Annotated in this window: 17 protein-coding genes; 7 read left to right on the forward strand and 10 right to left on the reverse strand. The window is 66.6% G+C overall.

Annotated elements, in window-relative coordinates:
* Positions 1 to 4 precede the first annotated feature (4 nt).
* A complete protein-coding gene (locus tag HK108_RS10560; protein WP_181271499.1) occupies positions 5 to 2,779 on the forward strand; it encodes an alpha/beta fold hydrolase in 2,775 nt (924 codons plus the stop codon).
* Between the two features lie 7 nt (positions 2,780 to 2,786).
* Positions 2,787 to 3,752: an NAD-dependent epimerase/dehydratase family protein gene (locus tag HK108_RS10565; protein ID WP_181271500.1), complete on the forward strand. Its 966-nt coding sequence runs from the start codon at positions 2,787 to 2,789 to the stop codon at positions 3,750 to 3,752.
* A gap of 12 nt (positions 3,753 to 3,764) precedes the next feature.
* On the opposite strand, the gene HK108_RS10570 is transcribed toward HK108_RS10565, so the two are convergent.
* Positions 3,765 to 5,108, reverse strand: a complete 1,344-nt coding sequence (locus HK108_RS10570) for a hypothetical protein (RefSeq protein WP_181271501.1) — start codon at positions 5,106 to 5,108, stop codon at positions 3,765 to 3,767.
* A gap of 122 nt (positions 5,109 to 5,230) precedes the next feature.
* Between HK108_RS10570 and HK108_RS10575 the strand changes: the two genes are divergently transcribed.
* Positions 5,231 to 7,162: an acetate--CoA ligase gene (locus HK108_RS10575; protein ID WP_181271502.1), complete on the forward strand. Its 1,932-nt coding sequence runs from the start codon at positions 5,231 to 5,233 to the stop codon at positions 7,160 to 7,162.
* A 279-nt stretch (positions 7,163 to 7,441) separates the two neighbouring features.
* Here the strand turns inward: HK108_RS10575 and HK108_RS10580 are convergent, their stop codons facing one another.
* Positions 7,442 to 8,389 carry a hypothetical protein gene (locus HK108_RS10580; protein WP_181271503.1) on the reverse strand — a complete coding sequence of 316 codons (948 nt, stop codon included), beginning with the start codon at positions 8,387 to 8,389 and terminating at the stop codon, positions 7,442 to 7,444.
* An 85-nt stretch (positions 8,390 to 8,474) separates the two neighbouring features.
* On the opposite strand from HK108_RS10580, the gene HK108_RS18870 reads away from it, so the two are divergent.
* Positions 8,475 to 9,062, forward strand: coding sequence for a MarR family winged helix-turn-helix transcriptional regulator (locus HK108_RS18870; protein WP_229664073.1), 588 nt, complete (start codon positions 8,475 to 8,477; stop codon positions 9,060 to 9,062).
* A gap of 107 nt (positions 9,063 to 9,169) precedes the next feature.
* Here the strand turns inward: HK108_RS18870 and HK108_RS10590 are convergent, their stop codons facing one another.
* From HK108_RS10590 to HK108_RS10605, 4 genes are all read right to left on the reverse strand, one after another.
* Positions 9,170 to 9,655, reverse strand: a complete 486-nt coding sequence (locus tag HK108_RS10590; protein WP_139469020.1) for an SRPBCC family protein — start codon at positions 9,653 to 9,655, stop codon at positions 9,170 to 9,172.
* 148 nt (positions 9,656 to 9,803) lie between these two features.
* Positions 9,804 to 11,273: an LssY C-terminal domain-containing protein gene (locus HK108_RS10595; RefSeq protein ID WP_139469019.1), complete on the reverse strand. Its 1,470-nt coding sequence runs from the start codon at positions 11,271 to 11,273 to the stop codon at positions 9,804 to 9,806.
* A 167-nt stretch (positions 11,274 to 11,440) separates the two neighbouring features.
* The gene (locus tag HK108_RS10600) at positions 11,441 to 12,532 is read right to left on the reverse strand and encodes a MerR family transcriptional regulator (RefSeq protein ID WP_229664074.1); all 1,092 of its coding nucleotides are present in this window, start codon (positions 12,530 to 12,532) and stop codon (positions 11,441 to 11,443) included.
* Between the two features lie 208 nt (positions 12,533 to 12,740).
* Positions 12,741 to 13,430 carry a HEAT repeat domain-containing protein gene (locus HK108_RS10605; protein ID WP_181271504.1) on the reverse strand — a complete coding sequence of 230 codons (690 nt, stop codon included), beginning with the start codon at positions 13,428 to 13,430 and terminating at the stop codon, positions 12,741 to 12,743.
* 98 nt (positions 13,431 to 13,528) lie between these two features.
* On the opposite strand from HK108_RS10605, the gene HK108_RS10610 reads away from it, so the two are divergent.
* Positions 13,529 to 14,158, forward strand: coding sequence for a GyrI-like domain-containing protein (locus HK108_RS10610; protein ID WP_181271505.1), 630 nt, complete (start codon positions 13,529 to 13,531; stop codon positions 14,156 to 14,158).
* Positions 14,159 to 14,234: 76 nt separating this feature from the next.
* Here HK108_RS10610 and HK108_RS10615 read toward each other — a convergent pair whose 3' ends face one another.
* Entirely contained in the window at positions 14,235 to 14,501 is a 267-nt protein-coding gene (locus HK108_RS10615; protein WP_139469017.1) for a hypothetical protein, read from the reverse strand.
* Positions 14,502 to 14,652: 151 nt separating this feature from the next.
* On the opposite strand from HK108_RS10615, the gene HK108_RS10620 reads away from it, so the two are divergent.
* Positions 14,653 to 15,240: a peptidoglycan-binding protein gene (locus HK108_RS10620; RefSeq protein WP_219922312.1), complete on the forward strand. Its 588-nt coding sequence runs from the start codon at positions 14,653 to 14,655 to the stop codon at positions 15,238 to 15,240.
* Positions 15,241 to 15,340: 100 nt separating this feature from the next.
* The gene (locus HK108_RS10625) at positions 15,341 to 15,700 is read left to right on the forward strand and encodes an ArsR/SmtB family transcription factor (RefSeq protein ID WP_139909298.1); all 360 of its coding nucleotides are present in this window, start codon (positions 15,341 to 15,343) and stop codon (positions 15,698 to 15,700) included.
* Positions 15,701 to 15,798: 98 nt separating this feature from the next.
* Here the strand turns inward: HK108_RS10625 and HK108_RS10630 are convergent, their stop codons facing one another.
* Genes HK108_RS10630 through HK108_RS10640 form a run of 3 tightly spaced genes read right to left on the reverse strand, consistent with a single transcriptional unit; the run spans position 15,799 to position 18,560 of the window.
* Positions 15,799 to 16,734 (reverse strand): DMT family transporter, encoded by a 936-nt coding sequence (locus HK108_RS10630; RefSeq protein ID WP_139469016.1) that lies wholly within the window; start codon positions 16,732 to 16,734, stop codon positions 15,799 to 15,801.
* 40 nt (positions 16,735 to 16,774) lie between these two features.
* Positions 16,775 to 17,983 (reverse strand): pyridoxal phosphate-dependent aminotransferase, encoded by a 1,209-nt coding sequence (locus HK108_RS10635; protein ID WP_139469015.1) that lies wholly within the window; start codon positions 17,981 to 17,983, stop codon positions 16,775 to 16,777.
* Between the two features lie 4 nt (positions 17,984 to 17,987).
* Positions 17,988 to 18,560, reverse strand: a complete 573-nt coding sequence (locus HK108_RS10640; protein WP_218973652.1) for a peroxidase-related enzyme — start codon at positions 18,558 to 18,560, stop codon at positions 17,988 to 17,990.
* Positions 18,561 to 18,625 lie beyond the last annotated feature (65 nt).

The raw sequence follows: 18,625 nt of genomic DNA on the forward strand, positions 1-18,625 counted from the left end.
CTTCATGAGATTTCCTGCACGGCCGGCCACGACTCCCCCGCAGCTGCCCGAGTGGGACCCCGCCTGGTCCCGAATCGTCGAGGCGGAAACCTCCGATGGGACGCACGCGTTCCATGTGCTCGACACACTGCCCGCCCTGACCGCTGCCGGGGTGGAGCCGGCGGGCACGATCGTCGCCCTCCACGGCAACCCGACCTGGTCGTATCTGTGGCGCAGGCTGGCGCAGGCCACCATCGATGCCGCGCAGTCCGGCGGCCGCGCTTGGCGGCTCATCGCCCCCGACCAGCTCGAGATGGGCTTCTCCGAACGGCTCGCCCACTCCTCGATGCCGGCCCCGAAATCCGCAGAGGTCCGTCGCATCGCCGATCGCATCAGCGATTTCGATGCGGTCGTCTCAAACCTGTTCGCCGAGGTGGCCGCCACCGGATCCGCCACCCACCCGATCGTGACGATCGGTCACGACTGGGGCGGAGTCCTCTCCCTCGGCTGGGCCGCCAGGAACACCGAACTGGTGTCCGCGGCGATCAGCCTCAACACGGCCGTCCACCAGCCCGAGGACGCCCCGGTGCCCGCGCCGCTGCGCGCGACCCTGGCCGGGCCCATGCTGCCTGCGGCCACCGTTCTCACCGACGGTTTCCTGCGCGTCACCCTCGCCTTGGGTGACCTCGATCCCGGGACCAAGGACGCCTTCCGTGCCCCGTACCGGAGGGCAGAGGACCGGTGGGCGATCGGCAACTTCGTCGCCGATATCCCCGTCGATGACACTCATGCCTCCGATCCCGAACTCCAGCGCATCGGCCAGGACATCGCTGCCTTCGACAAGCCGGCCCTGCTCGTCTGGGGCCCGAAGGATCCGGTGTTCCTCGAACGCTATCTGCGCGACCTGCGCGAGCGCCTGCCGCAGGCCGATGTGCACCGATTCGAAACGGCCTCCCACCTCGTCAGCGAAGACCACGACGTGCCCGGTCTCGTCCTCGACTGGTTGAGCGCCCAGTTCGATGCGCCCACCACCGCGAACACCCCCACCGAGGCGGCCCCCGCGAAGGGATCGTCCGAGCGGAAGGGCACGGCCGCCTCGGCGACGGGATCGATCCCTGCCGCCGCCGGCTCAGCGTCCGAGGCTGATATCCGCGCGGTGACGGCGATCCTCGATGCCCGCCGTGACGACGAGGCGATCGCCTCGGTCGACTTCGCCCAGAATCCGGCGCAGCAGATCACGTGGCGCCACCTGTGGCACGTCACCACGTCGATCGCGAACGGGCTGCTCGACCTCGGGGTGAAGCCCGGGGACCGGGTGTCCATGCTTGTGCCTCCGGGCAACAATCTCACCGCTGCCCTCTATGCGTGCCTGAAGATCGGTGCGGTCGCCGTCGTCGCCGATGCCGGACTCGGCCCGAAGGGAATGACTCGGGCGATCACCTCGGCCGATCCGCAGTGGATCATCGGCGAACTGCCCGGACTCGCTCTGGCCCGCGCCTTCGGCTGGCCGGGACGACGCATCTCCGTGCGTCCGCTCGGACCTGTGCGCTCGCGGTTGTTCAAGGCGGAGACGAGCCTGACGGAACTCTCCCGCACCCCGCACCGGGCCGAGCTGCCGACCCCGTCACCGGATGCCGATGCGGCGATCCTCTTCACCTCCGGGTCGACAGGACCGGCGAAGGGCGTGCGCTATACGCATGCGGACATCTCCGCGTTGGCGGCCGTGCTGACCAGGACCTTCAATGTCACCGAAGGCACCGGTCTGGTGGCTGGGTTCCCACCGTTCGCCCTGTTGGGACCGGCCATCGGGGCCACCTCGGTGACACCGGACATGTCGGTGACGAAACCGAAGACGCTCACGGCCGCTGCGATCGCCGATGCGATCATCGCCGGACGGGCCACCATGGTCTTCGCCTCCCCTGCCGCATACACGAATGTCGCCGCGACCGCCGGCGAGCTCGACGAGCAGCAGCGGGAAGCGTGCGCCGGGGTCGAACTCGTGCTCTCGGCGGGTGCGCCCGTGCCGCTGGAGCTTATGGATGCCATTGCCGAGGTGTTCCCGAACGCGTCCATCCACTCCCCCTATGGCATGACCGAGGGGCTCCTGCTCACCGACATCGACCGTGGCGGCGTGGCTGCCGCCGATGCCACCGGTGGTCTCGGGGTCTGCGTGGGGCAGCCGATCGACGGCGTCGAACTCGCCCTGGCCCCCATCGATGAGTCGGGACGTTCGGCCGATGAGCTGCTGCAGGGCGCGGCCGTACAGGGCCGCCTCGGCGAATTCGTCGTCAGTGCCGCCCATATCAAGTCCGGCTACGACAATCTGTGGCACACGACTGCGGATTCGGCGCGTGATGATCTGCACGGTCTGACATGGCACCGCACGAACGACATCGGCCACATCGATGAGAACGGTCGTGTGTGGCTCGAGGGACGTCTGCAGCATGTCGTCACGACCCCGCGCGGGCCGGTCGGGCCCGGAGGCCTTGAAGCGCTCATCGACGCCGATGCGCAAGTCAGCCGCAGCTCCGTCGTCGGCATCGGTCCCGTCGGCACCCAGGCGCTTGTGGCCGTGCTCGATGCCGAGGGCACCTCGCTGTCTCCCGGTCTGGCGCCCTTGGACCTGACGGCGCGCCTGCGGGAGAAGGTCGCCGAGGCGGTCGGTCATGATCTGACCGCTGTGCTCGTGGCACCCGAGTTCCCCACCGACATCCGCCACAATTCGAAGATCGACCGCTCCCGCCTCGCCGCCTGGGCCGACAGCGTCCTGGCTGGTGGGCCGGTGCGGGGAAGCGTCTGAGGCTGAAATGAGAATCACCGTCACCGGAGCCTCTGGGCTGCTCGGTTCGTCCGTCGCGCGTGCGCTCGTCACCGCCGGTCACGAGGTCACCACTCTGCAGCGTCGCCCCTCAGGGGTTGACCGTGCCGTCGATGTCATTGGTTCGGTGACCGATGCGGCCGCCGTCGATCAGGCCGTCACCGGCGCCGAGGCAGTCGTGCATTTGGCCGCGAAAGTGTCCATGATGGGTGATCCCAAGGATTTCGAGGCCGTGAACATCGGCGGGACCCGCACACTCGTCGATGCGGCGCGGGCCGCCGGCGTGCAGCGGCTGGTCCATATCTCGTCGCCGTCGGTGGCACATACCGGTGAGTCGATCATCGGCGACGGTGCCGAACCGGCGTCTCCGGAGTCAGCGCGCGGCGAGTATGCGCGGACGAAGGGCGCCGGTGAGCGGATCGCTCTGGGCGCGGACTCGTCCGACTTCCGGGTGCTCGTCCTGCGTCCGCACCTCATGTGGGGTCCGGGTGATACCCAGCTCACTGAACGGGTCATCGACCGTGCCCGATCTGGACGAATGCCGGTGCTCAGTTCGGGAGCGGCGCTGGTCGACACCCTGTTCGTCGACAATGCGGTGGAGGCGATCGTCGCGGCGGTGACCGCGGTCGATTCCACCCATGGTGAGGCATTGGTGGTGACGAACGGTCAGCCTCGGCCGATCGGTGAGCTGATGTCACGCATCGCGATCGCCGGCGGTGCGGCGGAGCCGAAGCTGCGCATTCCGGTGGCACCGGCGCTGGCAGCAGGGTCTGTGGTCGAAAAGGTGTGGGAGTTCGGAGAGCATGACGACGAACCGCCGTTGACGAGGTTCCTCGCCGAACAGCTGTCGACCGCGCATTGGTTCGATCAGCGGCGGACGCAGGAAGTCCTCGGCTGGACTCCCCGCGTCAGCATCGAAGAGGGCCTGCAGATCCTCGCCGCGCACTACGCCTGAGGGTGTGCCGGCTCAGAGCCGGTACTGGTTGTTCTCCTCGGCCGACGGTTCCTCGCTCTCACGTGCCCGGTCGTCCGCAGTCTCGTCTTCGGCAGGCTCTTCCTCGGCCGAGTCGGCGGCCTCCTCGGCCTCATCGGGCATCTTGCCGGAGAGCGCGTCAGCCGACATTCCGGGTTCACCGGTCGGCGGTGCATCGAGGGAGGAGCCGCTGGCGGATTCGTCGAATTCCTCCGGGTCGAGCGTCGCCGGGTCTTCGGCGGGTCCTTCGAGTTCGAGGTCGGACGCCGAGGCGGACCCGCTGTCACTGACATCGTCCTTATTCAGCGACGGAGCTGCAGTCATGGTCTCGTCAGCCGTATCCGCAGCCTGTGGTGCGGCGGTGGGCTGAGCCGGGAACGCCGGCGGCATCGGTGGAGGCGGAGGCAGTTCGGACGAATCGCCTGACTGCGCGGCTGGCTTCTCAGCGGGCCGAGCCGGTTCATCATCGACAGCGGCTGTGCCGCCGGTTTCGGCGTCACCGACGCGGGTGGTTCCCGCTTCGGTGTCTGCGACGCTGGCGTCGGCGGCTTCGGAGCCACCGGACGGCGCAGAGGCGGATGGCTGTGCGGGAGCGACGGGTGCTGCCGGCTGTGCGGGCTTCACCACCACTGCGGGCTTCGAAGAATCCGTGGGTCGCTCCTCATCTTTCGAGGCCTCGCCGCCTTCGGTTCCGTCCGACTCCAGGGACGAATCCGTCTCACCGTTCTGCTCAGCCGCGTGCTCGGTCGCGTCGGTCTCAGGCGCCTCGTCCGACCCAACGGTCGTCGCCTCGTTCGGCGAAGCGGTCGCCGCACCGTCGGCAGCGGCGCTGGTCCCAGCCGATTCCTCGCCCTCGGTCGTCGCCGCGGCCCCAGCCGCGTCCGAGCCTTCAGCTGGCGCACTGCCGGCGGACTCGCTCGCAGTCGGAACCGTTTCGGTGGGTGTCGACTGAGCCGATGCACCCTCGGTGGAGGCCTCCTCGGCTGACCCATCGGACGAGGCCGCCTCCGACGATTGGGCGGTCGACCCCGGCAGGGCACCGTCGATGCCTTCGAGGCTCACTCCCGCCTCGGCGGCGAGTCGGGCACGTCGTTCGGCACGGGCCTTCGCCCGCTCGTCTTCGCTCTTCTGCGCCTTCGCCTTGGCCTTCGCCGATTCGCCCTTCGGCTGGGTCGGGCGCACGGCCTCCCAGATGAGCAGGACGACGAGCATTGTCAGCCCGACGATGACGCCCATGAGGATCGAACCCCACGGTCGCGCCATCGCGAAGAAGTCGAAGATGGCGTTCAGACCGAACATGACGGCGAGGCCGAGGATCAGTGCAACCAGGAATCTCATATCCCCATTGTGCCCTCTCCTGGTCCGAGTGCAGGGAAATGGGTCCACTTTCGTGCCGGTGGCGATCCCCGAGGATGAGCCCCACCTCGGCACACAACTGTGCTATGCGTCACAATGGGAGCATGAATACCACCATCGAGAACTCCGCTGAAAGCTACGACGACGTCGTGGCCCGCATCGCCGAGGACGCGCACGGCTTCTGGCTCGAGCAGGCCAAGAACCACATCGACTGGGTCACCGAACCGACGAAGGCCGTCGACGATTCGAATGCGCCGATCTATCGCTGGTTCCCCGACGGCGAGCTCAACGTCTGTTACAACGCGCTCGACCGACATGTCGCGAACGGCCGCGGCGACCAGGCCGCCATCATCTACGATTCGCCGGTCACCGACACCGTCCGTTCGATCAACTACGCCGAGCTTCTCGACGAGGTCTCCCGCTTCGCTCGGGCCCTGGCGGACAGAGGTGTGACCAAGGGCGATCGCGTCGTCATCTACATGCCGATGATCCCCGAGGCGGCCGTGGCCATGCTCGCGTGCGCCCGCCTCGGCGCGATCCACTCGGTCGTCTTCGGCGGCTTTGCTCCGAACGAGCTCGCCGTGCGCATCGACGACACCGCCCCGAAAGCCGTCATCTCCACTTCCTGCGGAGTCGAGAAGAGCCGAGTCCTCGAATACAAACCGATGCTCGATGAGGCCATCGAGATCGCCGAGAACAAACCTGACTTCACCGTCATCGTCCAACGCGACGAACATCGCTGCGAACTCGGCGAGAACGACCTCGACTACGCCGAACTGCTCGACCAGACACCCGAGGGCATCGACCCGGTGACCGTGAAGGCCACCGACGAGCTCTACGTCCTCTACACCTCGGGCACCACCGGCAAACCGAAGGGAATCGTCCGCGATTCCGGCGGATATGCGGTGGCCGGAGCGTTCTCGATGCCGACCGTCTTCGGCCTCCACCCGGGCGACACGATGTTCACCGCCTCCGACGTCGGGTGGGTCGTCGGGCACACGTACATCATCTACGCGCCCCTGTTGGCCGGCGTCACCTCAGTGCTCTATGAGGGCAAACCCGTGGGCACACCCGATGCCGGAGCCTTCTTCCGCGCCATCGAGCAGCACAAGGTCAACGTCCACTTCACCGCCCCGACCGCCATGCGCGTGGTGCGCAAGGAGGACCCGAACGGCGAGCTGATGAAGAAGTACGATCTGTCGAGTCTGCGTGCGGAATTCCTCGCCGGCGAGCGCCTCGATCCCGACACGTATGAGTGGACGACGAAGATCCTCGCCGAGGCGACCGGACGCGACGTCCCCGTCGTCGACAATTGGTGGCAGACGGAGACCGGCTGGCCGATCACGGCGAATCCGCTGGGACTGACCCGGTTCCCGCTCAAGGCGGGATCCTCGACGAAGCCGACTCCCGGCTTCCACGTCGAGGTCGTCGACCCCGGCGGTCAGCCAGTTCCGGCCGGGGAGGAAGGACTCATCGTCATCCGGCTGCCGCTGCCTCCGGGCACCATGGCCACGGTGTGGGGTGACGACGAGAGGTTCATCTCCTCCTACCTCGCCGCCTTCGACGGCTATTACCTCACCGGCGATTCCGGCTATCTCGATGAGGATGGGTACGTCTTCGTCATGGGTCGCACCGACGATGTCATCAACGTCGCCGGCCACCGCCTGTCCACCGGCATCATCGAGGCGGTCGTCGCCTCCCACCCGGCCGTGGCCGAGGCCGCTGTCATCGGCGTCCACGATGATATGAAGGGACAGATCCCACGTGCGCTGGTCGTGCTCGGGGATTCCGCCGAGGCGGCCGACCCGGACACCGTCATCGACGAACTCGTGGCGCTCGTCCGCAAAGAGATCGGACCGGTCGCCGCATTCAAACGCGTCGACATCGTCGCGGGTCTGCCGAAGACCCGGTCGGGCAAGATCCTGCGCAAGACGATGCGGCAGATCGCCGATGGCGCCGACGACCCGGCAGTGCCGTCGACGATCGAGGATCGCAGCGTGCTCGATGACCTCGGGGCGGTGCTCTCCCGCAGCTGAGCGTTCAGCGGCCCGTGCTGCCGCATGATCGCTGCGCCGGCAGAAGTGCCGTGGATACGCCTGTGCACCGCGCGGGGAGTCTCGGCGCACAGACGCAGACGCGATCCGGTGCGAACCGTGGAGGTTCGCACCGGATCGCGTCGATGTTTCACGGTGCCGTTCTGTTGATGGACAGCGCGGATGTGCGGGCCGGCATCGCGTTCTCGGGTGGTCGGGAGAGTGTCTTCGCACGACCCAACGGTCGGCCGCCGGCGGAGAGCACTCCACCGGCGGCGTCGCTTACGAGTTGCGTCCCTGTTCGAAGCCCGCGGCGAATCCGCGCTCGAAGGCCTCTTGGACCTCCTGTTCGCGGCTGCGGCGCTCATCGGCCCAGCCGAAGGGGTCGAATCCTCGTCGGCCCGGACCGAAGCCGGGACCGAAGTTCGGGCCGAATCCGCGCCGTCCGCGGCCTCCCCCGCGGCGGCGGTCGTGGTCGCCGTTCCCACCACGGGGTCCATGAGCCTCGTGACGGTCAGGGCCGCCTCGGTGATCGTCATGGTCGTGGGGGTGTTCGCGGTCGTACGGTCCGTTATGGCGGGCCGAGTCGTCGCCGCAGCGATCGGGGCCGAAGTTGTCGACGATCTTCGCCAGCGAGGCCTTGAGGTTCTCGAATTCTTCGGAGGTGAGCACCTCTTCGATGCGATCGCCGACTCCGTCGCGCATATCGCGGAAGCGCTGGCGCAGCTCTTCGGGATCGATGTTCTTCGATGGCCCCCATCCACCTCGGCCGCGCGGCGGACCGTAGGTCACAGGCTCTTCCGGGTAGGCGGCACCGTCGGCGACGACCTCATCGGAGTCCCAGCGGCGACGTCCTCGCCGCATACGCCCGAAGTCGCGAGGGTCGAATCCGGAGTCGACCGCAGCCGAGCGGAATTCGCGACGCAGCACGTGGCTGAACTCGCGCAGCAGCTGCGGCAGATCGGTGTCGGTGTCATCGCCCTTGCCGTCGCCGGAATCGGCACCGTTCACGGGCTCAGTGCGTGCGGCCGAATCATTCTCCGCCGCATCGGTCTTGCCCGCTTCGCCCGGCTGTTCGCGATCGGAGCCGAGACTCGAGGCGCTGCCGGCGACGGTGTTCTCGTCGGTGTTCGGCGAGTCTGTCCGGCCATCGGCACCTGTTGCGCCGGCTCCTCCGGTCGGGGTGGTGAAGTCGTCGTTGTCATCGTTGAAGTCTTTGTTTTCAGTCATGTCATCTCCTTAGTTGTCATCTGACATGTACATGCAGAATGACATGCAATTCGATTGCATGTCAAGTGGCATGTAAAATCGAATCATGAGCACGAACGATGACATTCAGGCGATCGCCGAGGCGCTCACCCGCCTGCAGTGGCGGCGCGGGCCCGGCGGTCCGCGTGGATTCGGCCCCTTCGGCGGGCTCGGTGAGCACGGCGGCCCTGGCCAGCGCGGGGGCTTCGGTGAACGCGGTGGATTCGGAGACCGTGGTGGATTCGGTGGCGGTCGGAACTCAGACGATTTCCCCTTCGGCGGCAGGCGTCATCCCGGTGGGCCGTTCGCCGCACACGGCCGTGGGCGTGCGCTCATCCGTCTGCTCGTCTCACTCGTCCAGGCGGGCACGGCGCTGGGAGTCAGCGCACTCGGCGATGCGATCGGCGTCGATCAGCCGCGCGCGTCCAGGCTCGTGTCCCAAGGCGTCGAGCTCGGACTACTGCGTCGCGAGGCAGACCCGGATGATGCCCGGCGAACCCTCATCGCGCTGACGGACAAGGGCCGCGCGATCACCAACAGATTCCGCGGCGCCCAGCGTGACAACGTCGATCAGGCATTGAGCACATTCACCGAGGACGAGCGGGCACAGCTGGCATCGCTGCTCACGCGTCTCGCCGACGCCTGGCCGAAATGAGTGCCTCTATCCGTCTGTTCTGACCGGACTGCTGTCCCGGCGGGACGGTCACTCGGACGCGGTAAGCAGTCAGGCCTCGGCCGCGGCTGTCTGCCAGGCGCCTGATCTCAGCCTTCGGCGAGCTGCTTGAGTCTCTTGAGCGAGGCGAGCAGATTAGCCGCGGTCGTCGACTGCGCCCGCGACAGACGCTTCGGATCGCGCAGCTCGGTCCAGTCATAGGTGTGACGAACCAGGACCGAGTCGTCTCCGGTCGGTTCGATCTCCCACACCCACTTCTGACCGAACGGCTCTCCACCCACTTCGGAGGGCTTCCAGGCGATGAGCCTGCCCTCGGCGAAGTCGACGATGTGGTTCTCCCGGTCCACGCCCTTGGTCAGAGTCGTGACGAACGAGCTCCCGGCCCCCTGCACTCGCTGGCCCTCGACGGCCGAGCCGAGGTTGTCATTGCCGTCCCATTCCGGCTGACGCTGCGGGTCGGCGATGAGTTCGAAGACCGCCTCGGCGGGAGCTGAGATCTCGATCTCGGCGGTGACGACCTTGAGGACCGGATCGATCGAATCGAAGACGGAAGCATCGGGGGTCTGGTCGGTCATGGAGTCCTGCCTTCGTGTGTGGTCCAGCCTCGGCGTCGAGCTGAAGTGCGGAGTGGATCGGACACGGTCAGAATACACGGACCCGCCACCCCGGGCCCTGCGGGCGGGAACCCGCCGCCCCGTTCCTCGCGGGTGGGAACCCGCCGCGTCAGTCCTCGAGGGCGCGGTCCTGTCGTTCGGCACGCAGGGCTGCGGTGCTGAAGCGGGTGAACATCCGGGAGGAGTCGCTCGACAGCGCCAGCAGCACCGCCACCTGCATGGCGATGGTCGTCAGCGCATACATGTTCGTCGCCAGGTCGCGGTCTCCGGTGAAGTAGTTCGTCATCGACACGATCACGGAGATCGTCGAGAGCGTGAGGATCCACAGCCTGGCCCGGTTGCTGCCGCGGAACACCGACGTCGAAGCGATGACCTGCAGACAACCGATGAGGAGGCTGACGCCGACGAGCACTCCAGCGACGATGCGCGTGGCCGTGTCATCGCTGATGGCCGCGATGTCCGAGCTGTAGCCGACGACTTCGGAGCGCAGTCCGTTCCAATCGAGGAGCATACTGATCACATCCCACGCTTGGAAGAGCAGCAGGACGAGCACGAGGGCGGCCCCGACGACGGTCTGCAGCGGGCGCTGTCGCCACAGCGTCTTCGTCACTTCGGACACGCTGCGTGAATCGGAGTAGATGCGGGTGGCGTCGAGCGCCAGCTCCAGGCGTTCGGGATGGTCGGCTTCGTCGGCGACCACCTCGGTGACGTCCACGATCGGCAGGTGCCCGTCGGTGATGATCGCATCGCCGCCGCCGTTGCGGGAGTGGTATCCGGTGGAGAAGTCCTTGATCCGATCGACCGCGATCACTTCATTGGCACGGGTGACTGTATCGACGATGTGGTCTCGTTCGACGTCGGTGTTCTCTTCGATCTTGTGGGTGAACTGGAGGGTGAACAGGGAGATGCCGACGGCTTTGTCATAGGTTCCGGCGGCCAGCCAATCGGCCTGATGTCCGCCGGGCAGCAGCCATCCGCGCGGGCATTTCCAGAACCGCACATGGTGGCGCTGGCCCGGATCTCCATCGACTTCCTGCTGGTAGGCGAAGTCCTGACGGCGGCCGAACAACAGCAGCGGGGACACCGGCGCCTGCGGGTAGCTGCGCTTCGTCACCGTCGACCGGATGATCTCCCACGTCGATGCGGGAGTGATGCTGTCGGCGAGGATCCATCCGGCTTCGCGCATCGCATGGTGGATCTGCGCTTCCTCACCACGCCAGGCGAGATTGACCGGATCGCCGAGCAGACCGTCAGAGGTGCGAGTGCGGCCGATGAAGTAGTTCGGCACATAGATCTGGGACAGGATGCGGTGCAGCCTGGGCAGAGCCAGATAGGACACGACTCCCCAGAACACGAGCAGCGTGAGCACCTGCCACCAGCCGAGGCTGAATCCCTTGAGCAGGATGAGCAGCGCCAGCCAAGTCGAGGCCGCACCGGCGAACAGGAAGAACAGGTAGTCGAGCACTCCGGTGGGCGTGAAGTGGTGTCGCCGATAGACGAACGGCTGCCTCAGCCGCCGCTTCTGCCCGACCGCCGCACCGGCCGCATCCGTTCCGTCCGTCGTCCCGCCCGTTGTCATGAGGGCCAGTTTAGTGATCCGGCAACAGCCACCGGAATGAGGAAGACCCGACATCCCTTCGCCGAGGCGGCCGGAACGCAGATTCCCACCGCCCCTTCACCGAGGCGGTCGGAACGCGGATTCCCGTCTTCCCCTCACCGAGGCGGCCCGACCGAAATCGGCCAGGTTCACTCCTTGTCCGATGTCTGCTCCCGTCGTCGGCGATCGAGTGCGGCGAGCGCGGTGGCTGCGAGCTCCGGGCTGTCATCGCCGCTGAGCTCGGCAATGAGGTCACTGCTGCGGTTGCCGGAGATCTCGAGGAGGACTTGGAGCACCCGGAACCGTATCTGGGGATCGTGCGAGTCCGCTTGTCGGTGCAGTTCGATGAGAACCTTTTCTCCGATGTCGGCAGTCGGTCCGGTCGCGTCGACGATGAAGCCGAGGGTCTCGGCTGCCTCGATGTCCCTCGGTCCATTCATCGCCATGTCGAGCAGCACAGGAACAGCTTTCTCGTCACCTGAGCGGCCGAGGGTGAGCGCGGCGATGCTGCGGATATCAGAGTCGACATCGTCGAGTCCCTTGTCCAGTGCCTGACGGATCATCGATATCGAGCGTGAGTCGAGTTTCTCGTCCGGTGTGGTTCTGCGGATCTCGTCGAGGGCGAGCAGGGCATTGCGACGCACTTGGGCCGATGCGTCGTCCATTCCGACCACCACATGGGGCACGGCCTCGGCACCGGCTTGGGCGAGCGCCCACCGCATGGCCCCGGCCGCGTTGAGCACGGTCTCCTGCAGGACCGCCTGCGCCAAGGCCTCGATCGGCATTCCTCCGTCGACTCCGCTGCCGAGTGCGGCTTTGTGCCGTTGGATGACATCGCCGGATTCGAGAGAGCGCATGAGTTCGATGGTGTACAGGAGAGACTCGCCGTCGGCTCGACCGAGCCGAGCGACGGACTGGAGGTGGTCGAGCAGACGCTGCTCGGCCGCGATCCGCTCACGTGCCTGGTCGATGAGGTCCCCGAGCACTGTGCCGGGGTCGAAGTCCGGCTCGGACAGCACCCGACCGACTTCGGTCAGAGACATCCCGAGTTTGCGCAGACCTTCGATATGGAAGATGCGCCCGATGTCGGCGTCGGAGTACTCCCGGTAGCCGCCGGGCGTCCGCTGGCTGGGCGAGACGAGGCCCAATGATTCGTAGTGGCGCAGCATGCGTGCGCTCACACCGGAGCGCCGGGCCACTTCGCCGATGAGCATTGCTACCTCTTCTCTGCTGTCAGCCACTCTATGCCGCAATAGTGGCGCTCCGGGTGCATTGTTCCGAAGTTCTTCGATGCCTGGGACCTTTCGGACGTCGTTCAACGGTCGCAGGCGAATTTCGCACAGGTGCTGGAACCGCAAACTGAAGGAAGGGATCCGAGACCTCGGCCGTGCGCCGGCGGGCTTGCCCCACCCGTCGGCACACGCACGATCAGACCTTCCCTGTGCCGATCTAGACCGTGGCCTCGGACCCCAGTGCGACCACCCGCTTGGCTGCGTCCAAGGCGTGGGCGAAGCCGGCATCCGGGTCATCGAACATGTCCCGAGTCGCCATGGCGTGAGCCCGCACTGTGTCGTCCTCTGCATGAAGCCTCTCATCGACCACTGACACGAGATCCTCGCCGAGGGACACAATCGCTCGACTGAGGCTCTTCTGCATCTCGAGATCCCCTCGACCCAACTGTGTCACCAGGGCGGATGCCAGTTCTTCACGATCTTCACCGGGCACAAGGGCAACGGCGGCTCTCCACGCACTGCGGGCCACCTCGGTGTCGGTATGGGCGATGAGCGCGGTGCCGATCCGGGCCGGGTCCATGGGCGGCCAGGCACGCACGTCACCGATCTTCGACAGGGTGTGCAGGGATTGGCTGATCGCCTGCGACAGCGGCGAGTCGAGTTCGGCGACGAGGCGGGGAACGGTGTCGCCGGCGGGCAGCCGAGTGAGCGCCCAGGTGAGCATGTCGCGGACGAAGAAGTCCGGTTCGATGCGGCACCGGGCGATGAGCACGTCGAGGTCACGGGGCTCGGCTCGTGTGCCGATGGCCATCGCCGCCTGCAGGCGCTGCTGCGGGGTCGACGCACTCAGCGCTTCGATCATGGGGTCGCCGGTGTCGGTCCGGTGGTGTTTGAGTGGATGTGTCATGGTCTCCACCTCCTTGCCACCCAGTGAAGACCCTGACATCGTGTCAAGGTCAAGCGGATCAGACTCATCTCATTCCCAACCCTGGAGCGGAGCCTCGTATGGACAAGATCGATTTCAAGAGATCGCTGCCTGGTTTCCGCGCGAAGCAGGGGCGATTCGACCTCATCGAGGTGCCGGAATCGCAGTACCTCATGATCGATGGCCACGGAGACCCGAACACCTCGCCGGATTTCGCATCGGCGCTGACGAGCCTCTATCCGCTCGCCTATGGGCTGAAGTTCTTCAGCAAGCTCGAACTCGGCCGCGACTATGTCGTGCCTCCGCTCGAAGGGCTGTGGTGGGCTGATGATATGGCGGCGTTCACGAGTGCTCGGGACAAGTCAGCGTGGGACTTCACGCTCATGCTGCTCGTCCCGGACTGGTTGGACGCAGGCCACGTCGACGGCGTCAACGGCACGGTCCGGGCGAAGGGATCGGCGCCCCGCCTCGGCGAGATCCGATTCGACACACTGCGGGAGGGAACGTGCGTCCAGACCCTGCATATCGGTCCCTTCGACGACGAAGGGCCCGTCCTCGAGCGCATGCACACCGATGTCATTCCCGAGGCAGGGATGACGATGGCGGGCAAGCATCACGAGATCTACCTCAGCGATGTTCGCCGGACCGCGCCGGAGAAGCTGCGCACGATCCTCCGCCAGCCGGTGATCCCGCAGGATCACCGAGGCTGATTCGGATCGGTGATCTGGACGGGCGCCGACGATGCTGCTCGCCCGTCCTACCAGGGACTCAGCCGCGGCCCGAGACTCAGCCTCCGCTCGTCCAGCCTCCGGACACCGGGGCAGTGGTGCTCGGACCGGGGCCGCCGTCCGAATCGGAATCGGAGGATGAGGATCCGATCGACGAGGAGTCCGAGGTCGGCGATGAACCTGTCGACGACGACTCCGCGGAGAGGAAGATGATGGCGACGAGGATGCCGGCAACGGTCAGGATGCCGACGGCGACGAAGGAGAAGACCACAATGAGGCAGGTCATCAGAGGTGGGCGGTTGTTGCGCCGAACGATTCTCACCATGGTTCAAGCCTAAGCTGTGCGGGGCCCTCCGAGACGAGCTCACGCTCGGCTCCGCCCTCCCCCTCACCGCCGCCCGGCCGTGACCTTCCTGTGATAAAAACCTCGGCGTTGCCCCATGCACTCTTAAGTTTGTTGCATTATCGTTATATTCATGCCTCGTCTGACCTCATCTCGCAAGGGCCGCCGGTCCGTGCTCACTGGTGCCCTCATCGGGCTCGGGGCTGCAGTGATGGCACTGGTCGTGGGCGCCGTCATCATCCTCAATTCCCCCATTTCGTTCGGTTCCACGAAGATCAGGCAGATGCAGATGGCTTCGGTCAACCAGCTCAGTCAGCAGCAGATCGACAATGCTCGGCTCATCATCGGCGTCGGCCGCGGGGGCAACTTCGACGACCATGCGATCAGGATCGCGCTCATGACAGCGCTGCAGGAGTCCTCGCTGCGCAATCTGGATTCCGGCGACCGTGATTCAGTCGGCCTGTTCCAGCAGCGTCCTTCACAGGGCTGGGGCGAGCCCCATCAGCTCACCGATCCCATCTACGCTGCCAAGGCGTTCTATGGGATCAATCCCGAGGTCGAGAACCCCGGCCTCAACCAGATCGACGGCTGGGATTCGATGTCACCGACCGAAGCGGCACAGTCCGTGCAGCGGTCGGCACTGCCGGACGCCTACGGTCAGTGGGAGTCCTTGGCCGATGACCTCCTCGGCTCGCAGGCCGACGTCGAAGCCCTCGACTGAGGCGCTGGCGGTCCCGACCGCCCGAACCCCGCGACTGCCGCGACCGCCTCACGGTGCCGGATATCGCATGACCACGCCGGTTGTCCGGTAATCTGCACTCATGGCTTCCATTCCCGATTCCGTCCCCGTCAATGACGATGTCGAGCAGCTCCTGCTCAACCCCGAGGACCATCTCGAAGCCATCACCGAGACCGCCGACCTCTTCAAGGCACTCGCCACACCCTCCCGGCTGAAGATGCTGCTCGTCCTCACCCACGGCGAGGCCACTGTCACCCACATCGTCGAGGCGACCGGACTGTCCCAGCCGCTGGTGTCCCAGCACCTGAAGTTCCTCCGCGGACTCCACCTCGTCGGAGTCAATCGGATCGGCCGCGAAGCCTACTATTCGCTCAAGGACGACCACGTCGCCCACATCATCGTCGACGCCATCGCCCACACGATCGAGGCCCACGAACACTGAGTCCCGCCTGGGGCGGGGCTTCCACAGCGATTCCTTCGCCGAGGCGGCCCACCGTTCCCAGCCCACCGCAGCGCCCGGATCGCCGAGGCAGTCCGCCCCTACCGACGTCGCCGACGTGTCAGGGCCGCGGGTCCTCCACCGACGATCCAGACGATGAGGGCCACGAGGACGGCGCCGATCCACTGTCCCGCCTGCAGCCGCTCCCCGGCGACGAGGGATCCGAGCACCACTGCGGACAGCGGTTGGAGCAGCATGAGCGCCGCGGTCATCGGCACCGGCACCAACGGGCTGGAGATGCTCAGCAGCACCCATGACAGGGCCTGACCGCAGACGGCCAGGGCGATCATCCAGCCCCAACCGGCCCAGCCGAGGTCGAAGTCGAGGCCGCCGAGGGTCAGCCCGGCGACCGCGGTCATCACCCCGGCGGAGATCGTGCCCACTTGGACCGGGGCGACGATGAAGTCTCCGGCGACCTTCCGGCTGTGGTGGATGCCGAAGATGTAGACGCCGTAGAGCACACCGGACAGGACCCCGAAGATCGCTCCCCGCATCGGATTCGCCGCCGTCTCGTCGGCGCCGAACACTCCCCCGGTCAGCAGCATGCCGATGATCATGATCGGCACGCAGCCGATGAACAGCCATCCCGGCCGGGAACCGCCGAACGCCCACACCAGCGCCGGGAACACGATCACTTGAACGCTGATGAGGACCGTGGACACGCCCAGACCGGCGTCGAGCACGCTCTGCGCCCACAGCACATAGTCGATTCCGAGCGCCGCTCCGGAGACCGCGGCGATGAGGATCGCCTTCGGCGGGAAACGGCCGTACCGTCGCAGCTCGAGCCACGCCAACGGGGCGAGCACAATGACCGCGATCCAACACCGCAGGAAGGCGGCGGTGGGGGCGGTCGCCTCGGCGAGGATGACGAACAGTCCGGCCGATCCGAGCAGGACGGCGGCCAGGATGATGCCGAGCACCGGCAGGGCCTTCGGGGGCGGAGGCGGCCCGCCCGCTCGCACATCCTCGGCGCTCATCGGATCCCCTCGGAAGGGCTCATCTCACGACGTTCAGGGCTCATCCCATGAAGTTGAGGATGCGGTCGATGGCTTCGGCCGTGCGGTCCGCTCCGACGGCCAGCGACAGGCGCACCGAACGGGAGCCGTCGACGGAGTCGAAGTCGTCACCGGGGGCGAGCGCGACGCCGGTGGCCTCGAGCACCCGCGCGCACCACTGGCCGGCAGTGGCAATTCCCGCGCGGTCGAGGATGTCGTCGATGCGGGCGTACATGTAGAAGGCGCCGTCGGGTGGGGCCATCTCGCCGAAGCCGAGGTCCGCGCGGGCGCCCAGGACATGTTCGCGTGCACCGGCGAACGAGGCCACTGCGGCCTCGCATTCGGCATAGGATTCGTCTGCAAAGGCCGCGACCGCCGCGTACTGCGCCGGCACCGGGGCGCACAGGGAGAGGTTGCCCGTGACGTTCTGGGCCGGCGCGACGAGCGCTTCGGGCAGGATCGCCCAGCCGAGTCGCCACCCGGTCATGCCCCAGTATTTGGAGAACGAGGAGATGACGACGGCAGAGTCGTCGTGGGCGAGTGCGCATTCGCCGCGGGTGCCGATATAGCTGATGCCGTGGTAGATCTCATCGGAGATCACCTGCACCCCGTTGGCCCGGCACCAGTCGACGATCCGGCCGAGCGCCTCGGGGCCGATCATCGTGCCGGTCGGGTTCGCAGGTGAGGCGAGCATGAGCCCCTTGAGAGGGGCCTTCGCATGGGCGGCGGCCAAGAGGTCGACGGTGGGCTGGAACCCTTCATCGGCACCGCAGTCGAGTTCGACGACCTCACAGCCGAGTGCCGCGAGGATGTTCTTGTACGCCCCATACCCGGGTCGGGCCAGAGCCACCCGGTCACCGACGTCGAAGCAGGTGAGGAACGTCGTCTGGAAGGCGCCGGAGGATCCGGTCGTCACGGCGATGCGGTCGGGTGCGATGTCGAGTCCGTACCAGTCGCGGTAGTGGGAGGCGATGGCTTCGCGCAGTTCGGGGATGCCGAAGATCGGCGAGTATCCGAGTCCGGTGCCGTCGGTCATGACCTCGGCGGCACGGGCGAGCACGGGGCCGGGCGCGCCCTGGGTCGGTTCGCCCAGGCACATGGCGATGGTGTCACGGCCGGCGCGCTGCATCTGCCCGACGGTGGCGACGATGCCCATCGCGGCGAACGGTTTGACGAGCCCGGATCGGGCGGAGGCGGCCGGGAGGGTTTCGGCGGGGGTGGATGAGGTCATCGGTTCACTTCTTCTCACGCGGGAGGCGGCCGAGGGTGTAGAACTCCGGGTTCGGGAGCATTCCGGAGATGTGGGCTATGCGGTTGGACAGGCCGAAGAAGCCGGTGATCGCGGCGATGTCCCAGGCGTCTTCGGCGTCGAATCCGTGGTCGGCAAGCCTCTGGTGGTCGGCGTCTCCTACGGCCCACGGCTCCTCGCAGACCTTGACGGCGAAGTCGAGCATAGCCATCTGACGTGGGCTGATATCGGCTTGGCGATAGTTCGTGGCGACGACATCGGCGATGAGCGCGTCTTTCTGGAAGATCCGCAGCATCGCTCCGTGCGCGACGACGCAGTAGAGGCAGTGATTGATCGCCGAGGTGGCCACGACGATCATCTCCCGATCGGCCTTGGTCAGGTTCCCCGTCTCCTTCTCCATGAGCGCGTCGTAGTAGGCGAAGAAGGCGCGGAATTCGTCCGGTCGGCGGGCCAGTGCGAGGAAGACATTGGGCACGAACCCCGACTTCTCGGCGACCTCGAGGATCTGGGCGCGAATGTCATCGTCGACGTTGTCGATGTCAGCAAGTGGGTATCGCATATCCCTCATGCTAGCCCGGGTGGATCGGTTCAAGTCGAGCCCGCTCAGGGCGATACAGTGAGGGC

This window comes from Brevibacterium sediminis, from assembly GCF_013623905.1.
GTDB classification, from domain to species: Bacteria; Actinomycetota; Actinomycetes; order Actinomycetales; family Brevibacteriaceae; genus Brevibacterium; species Brevibacterium sediminis.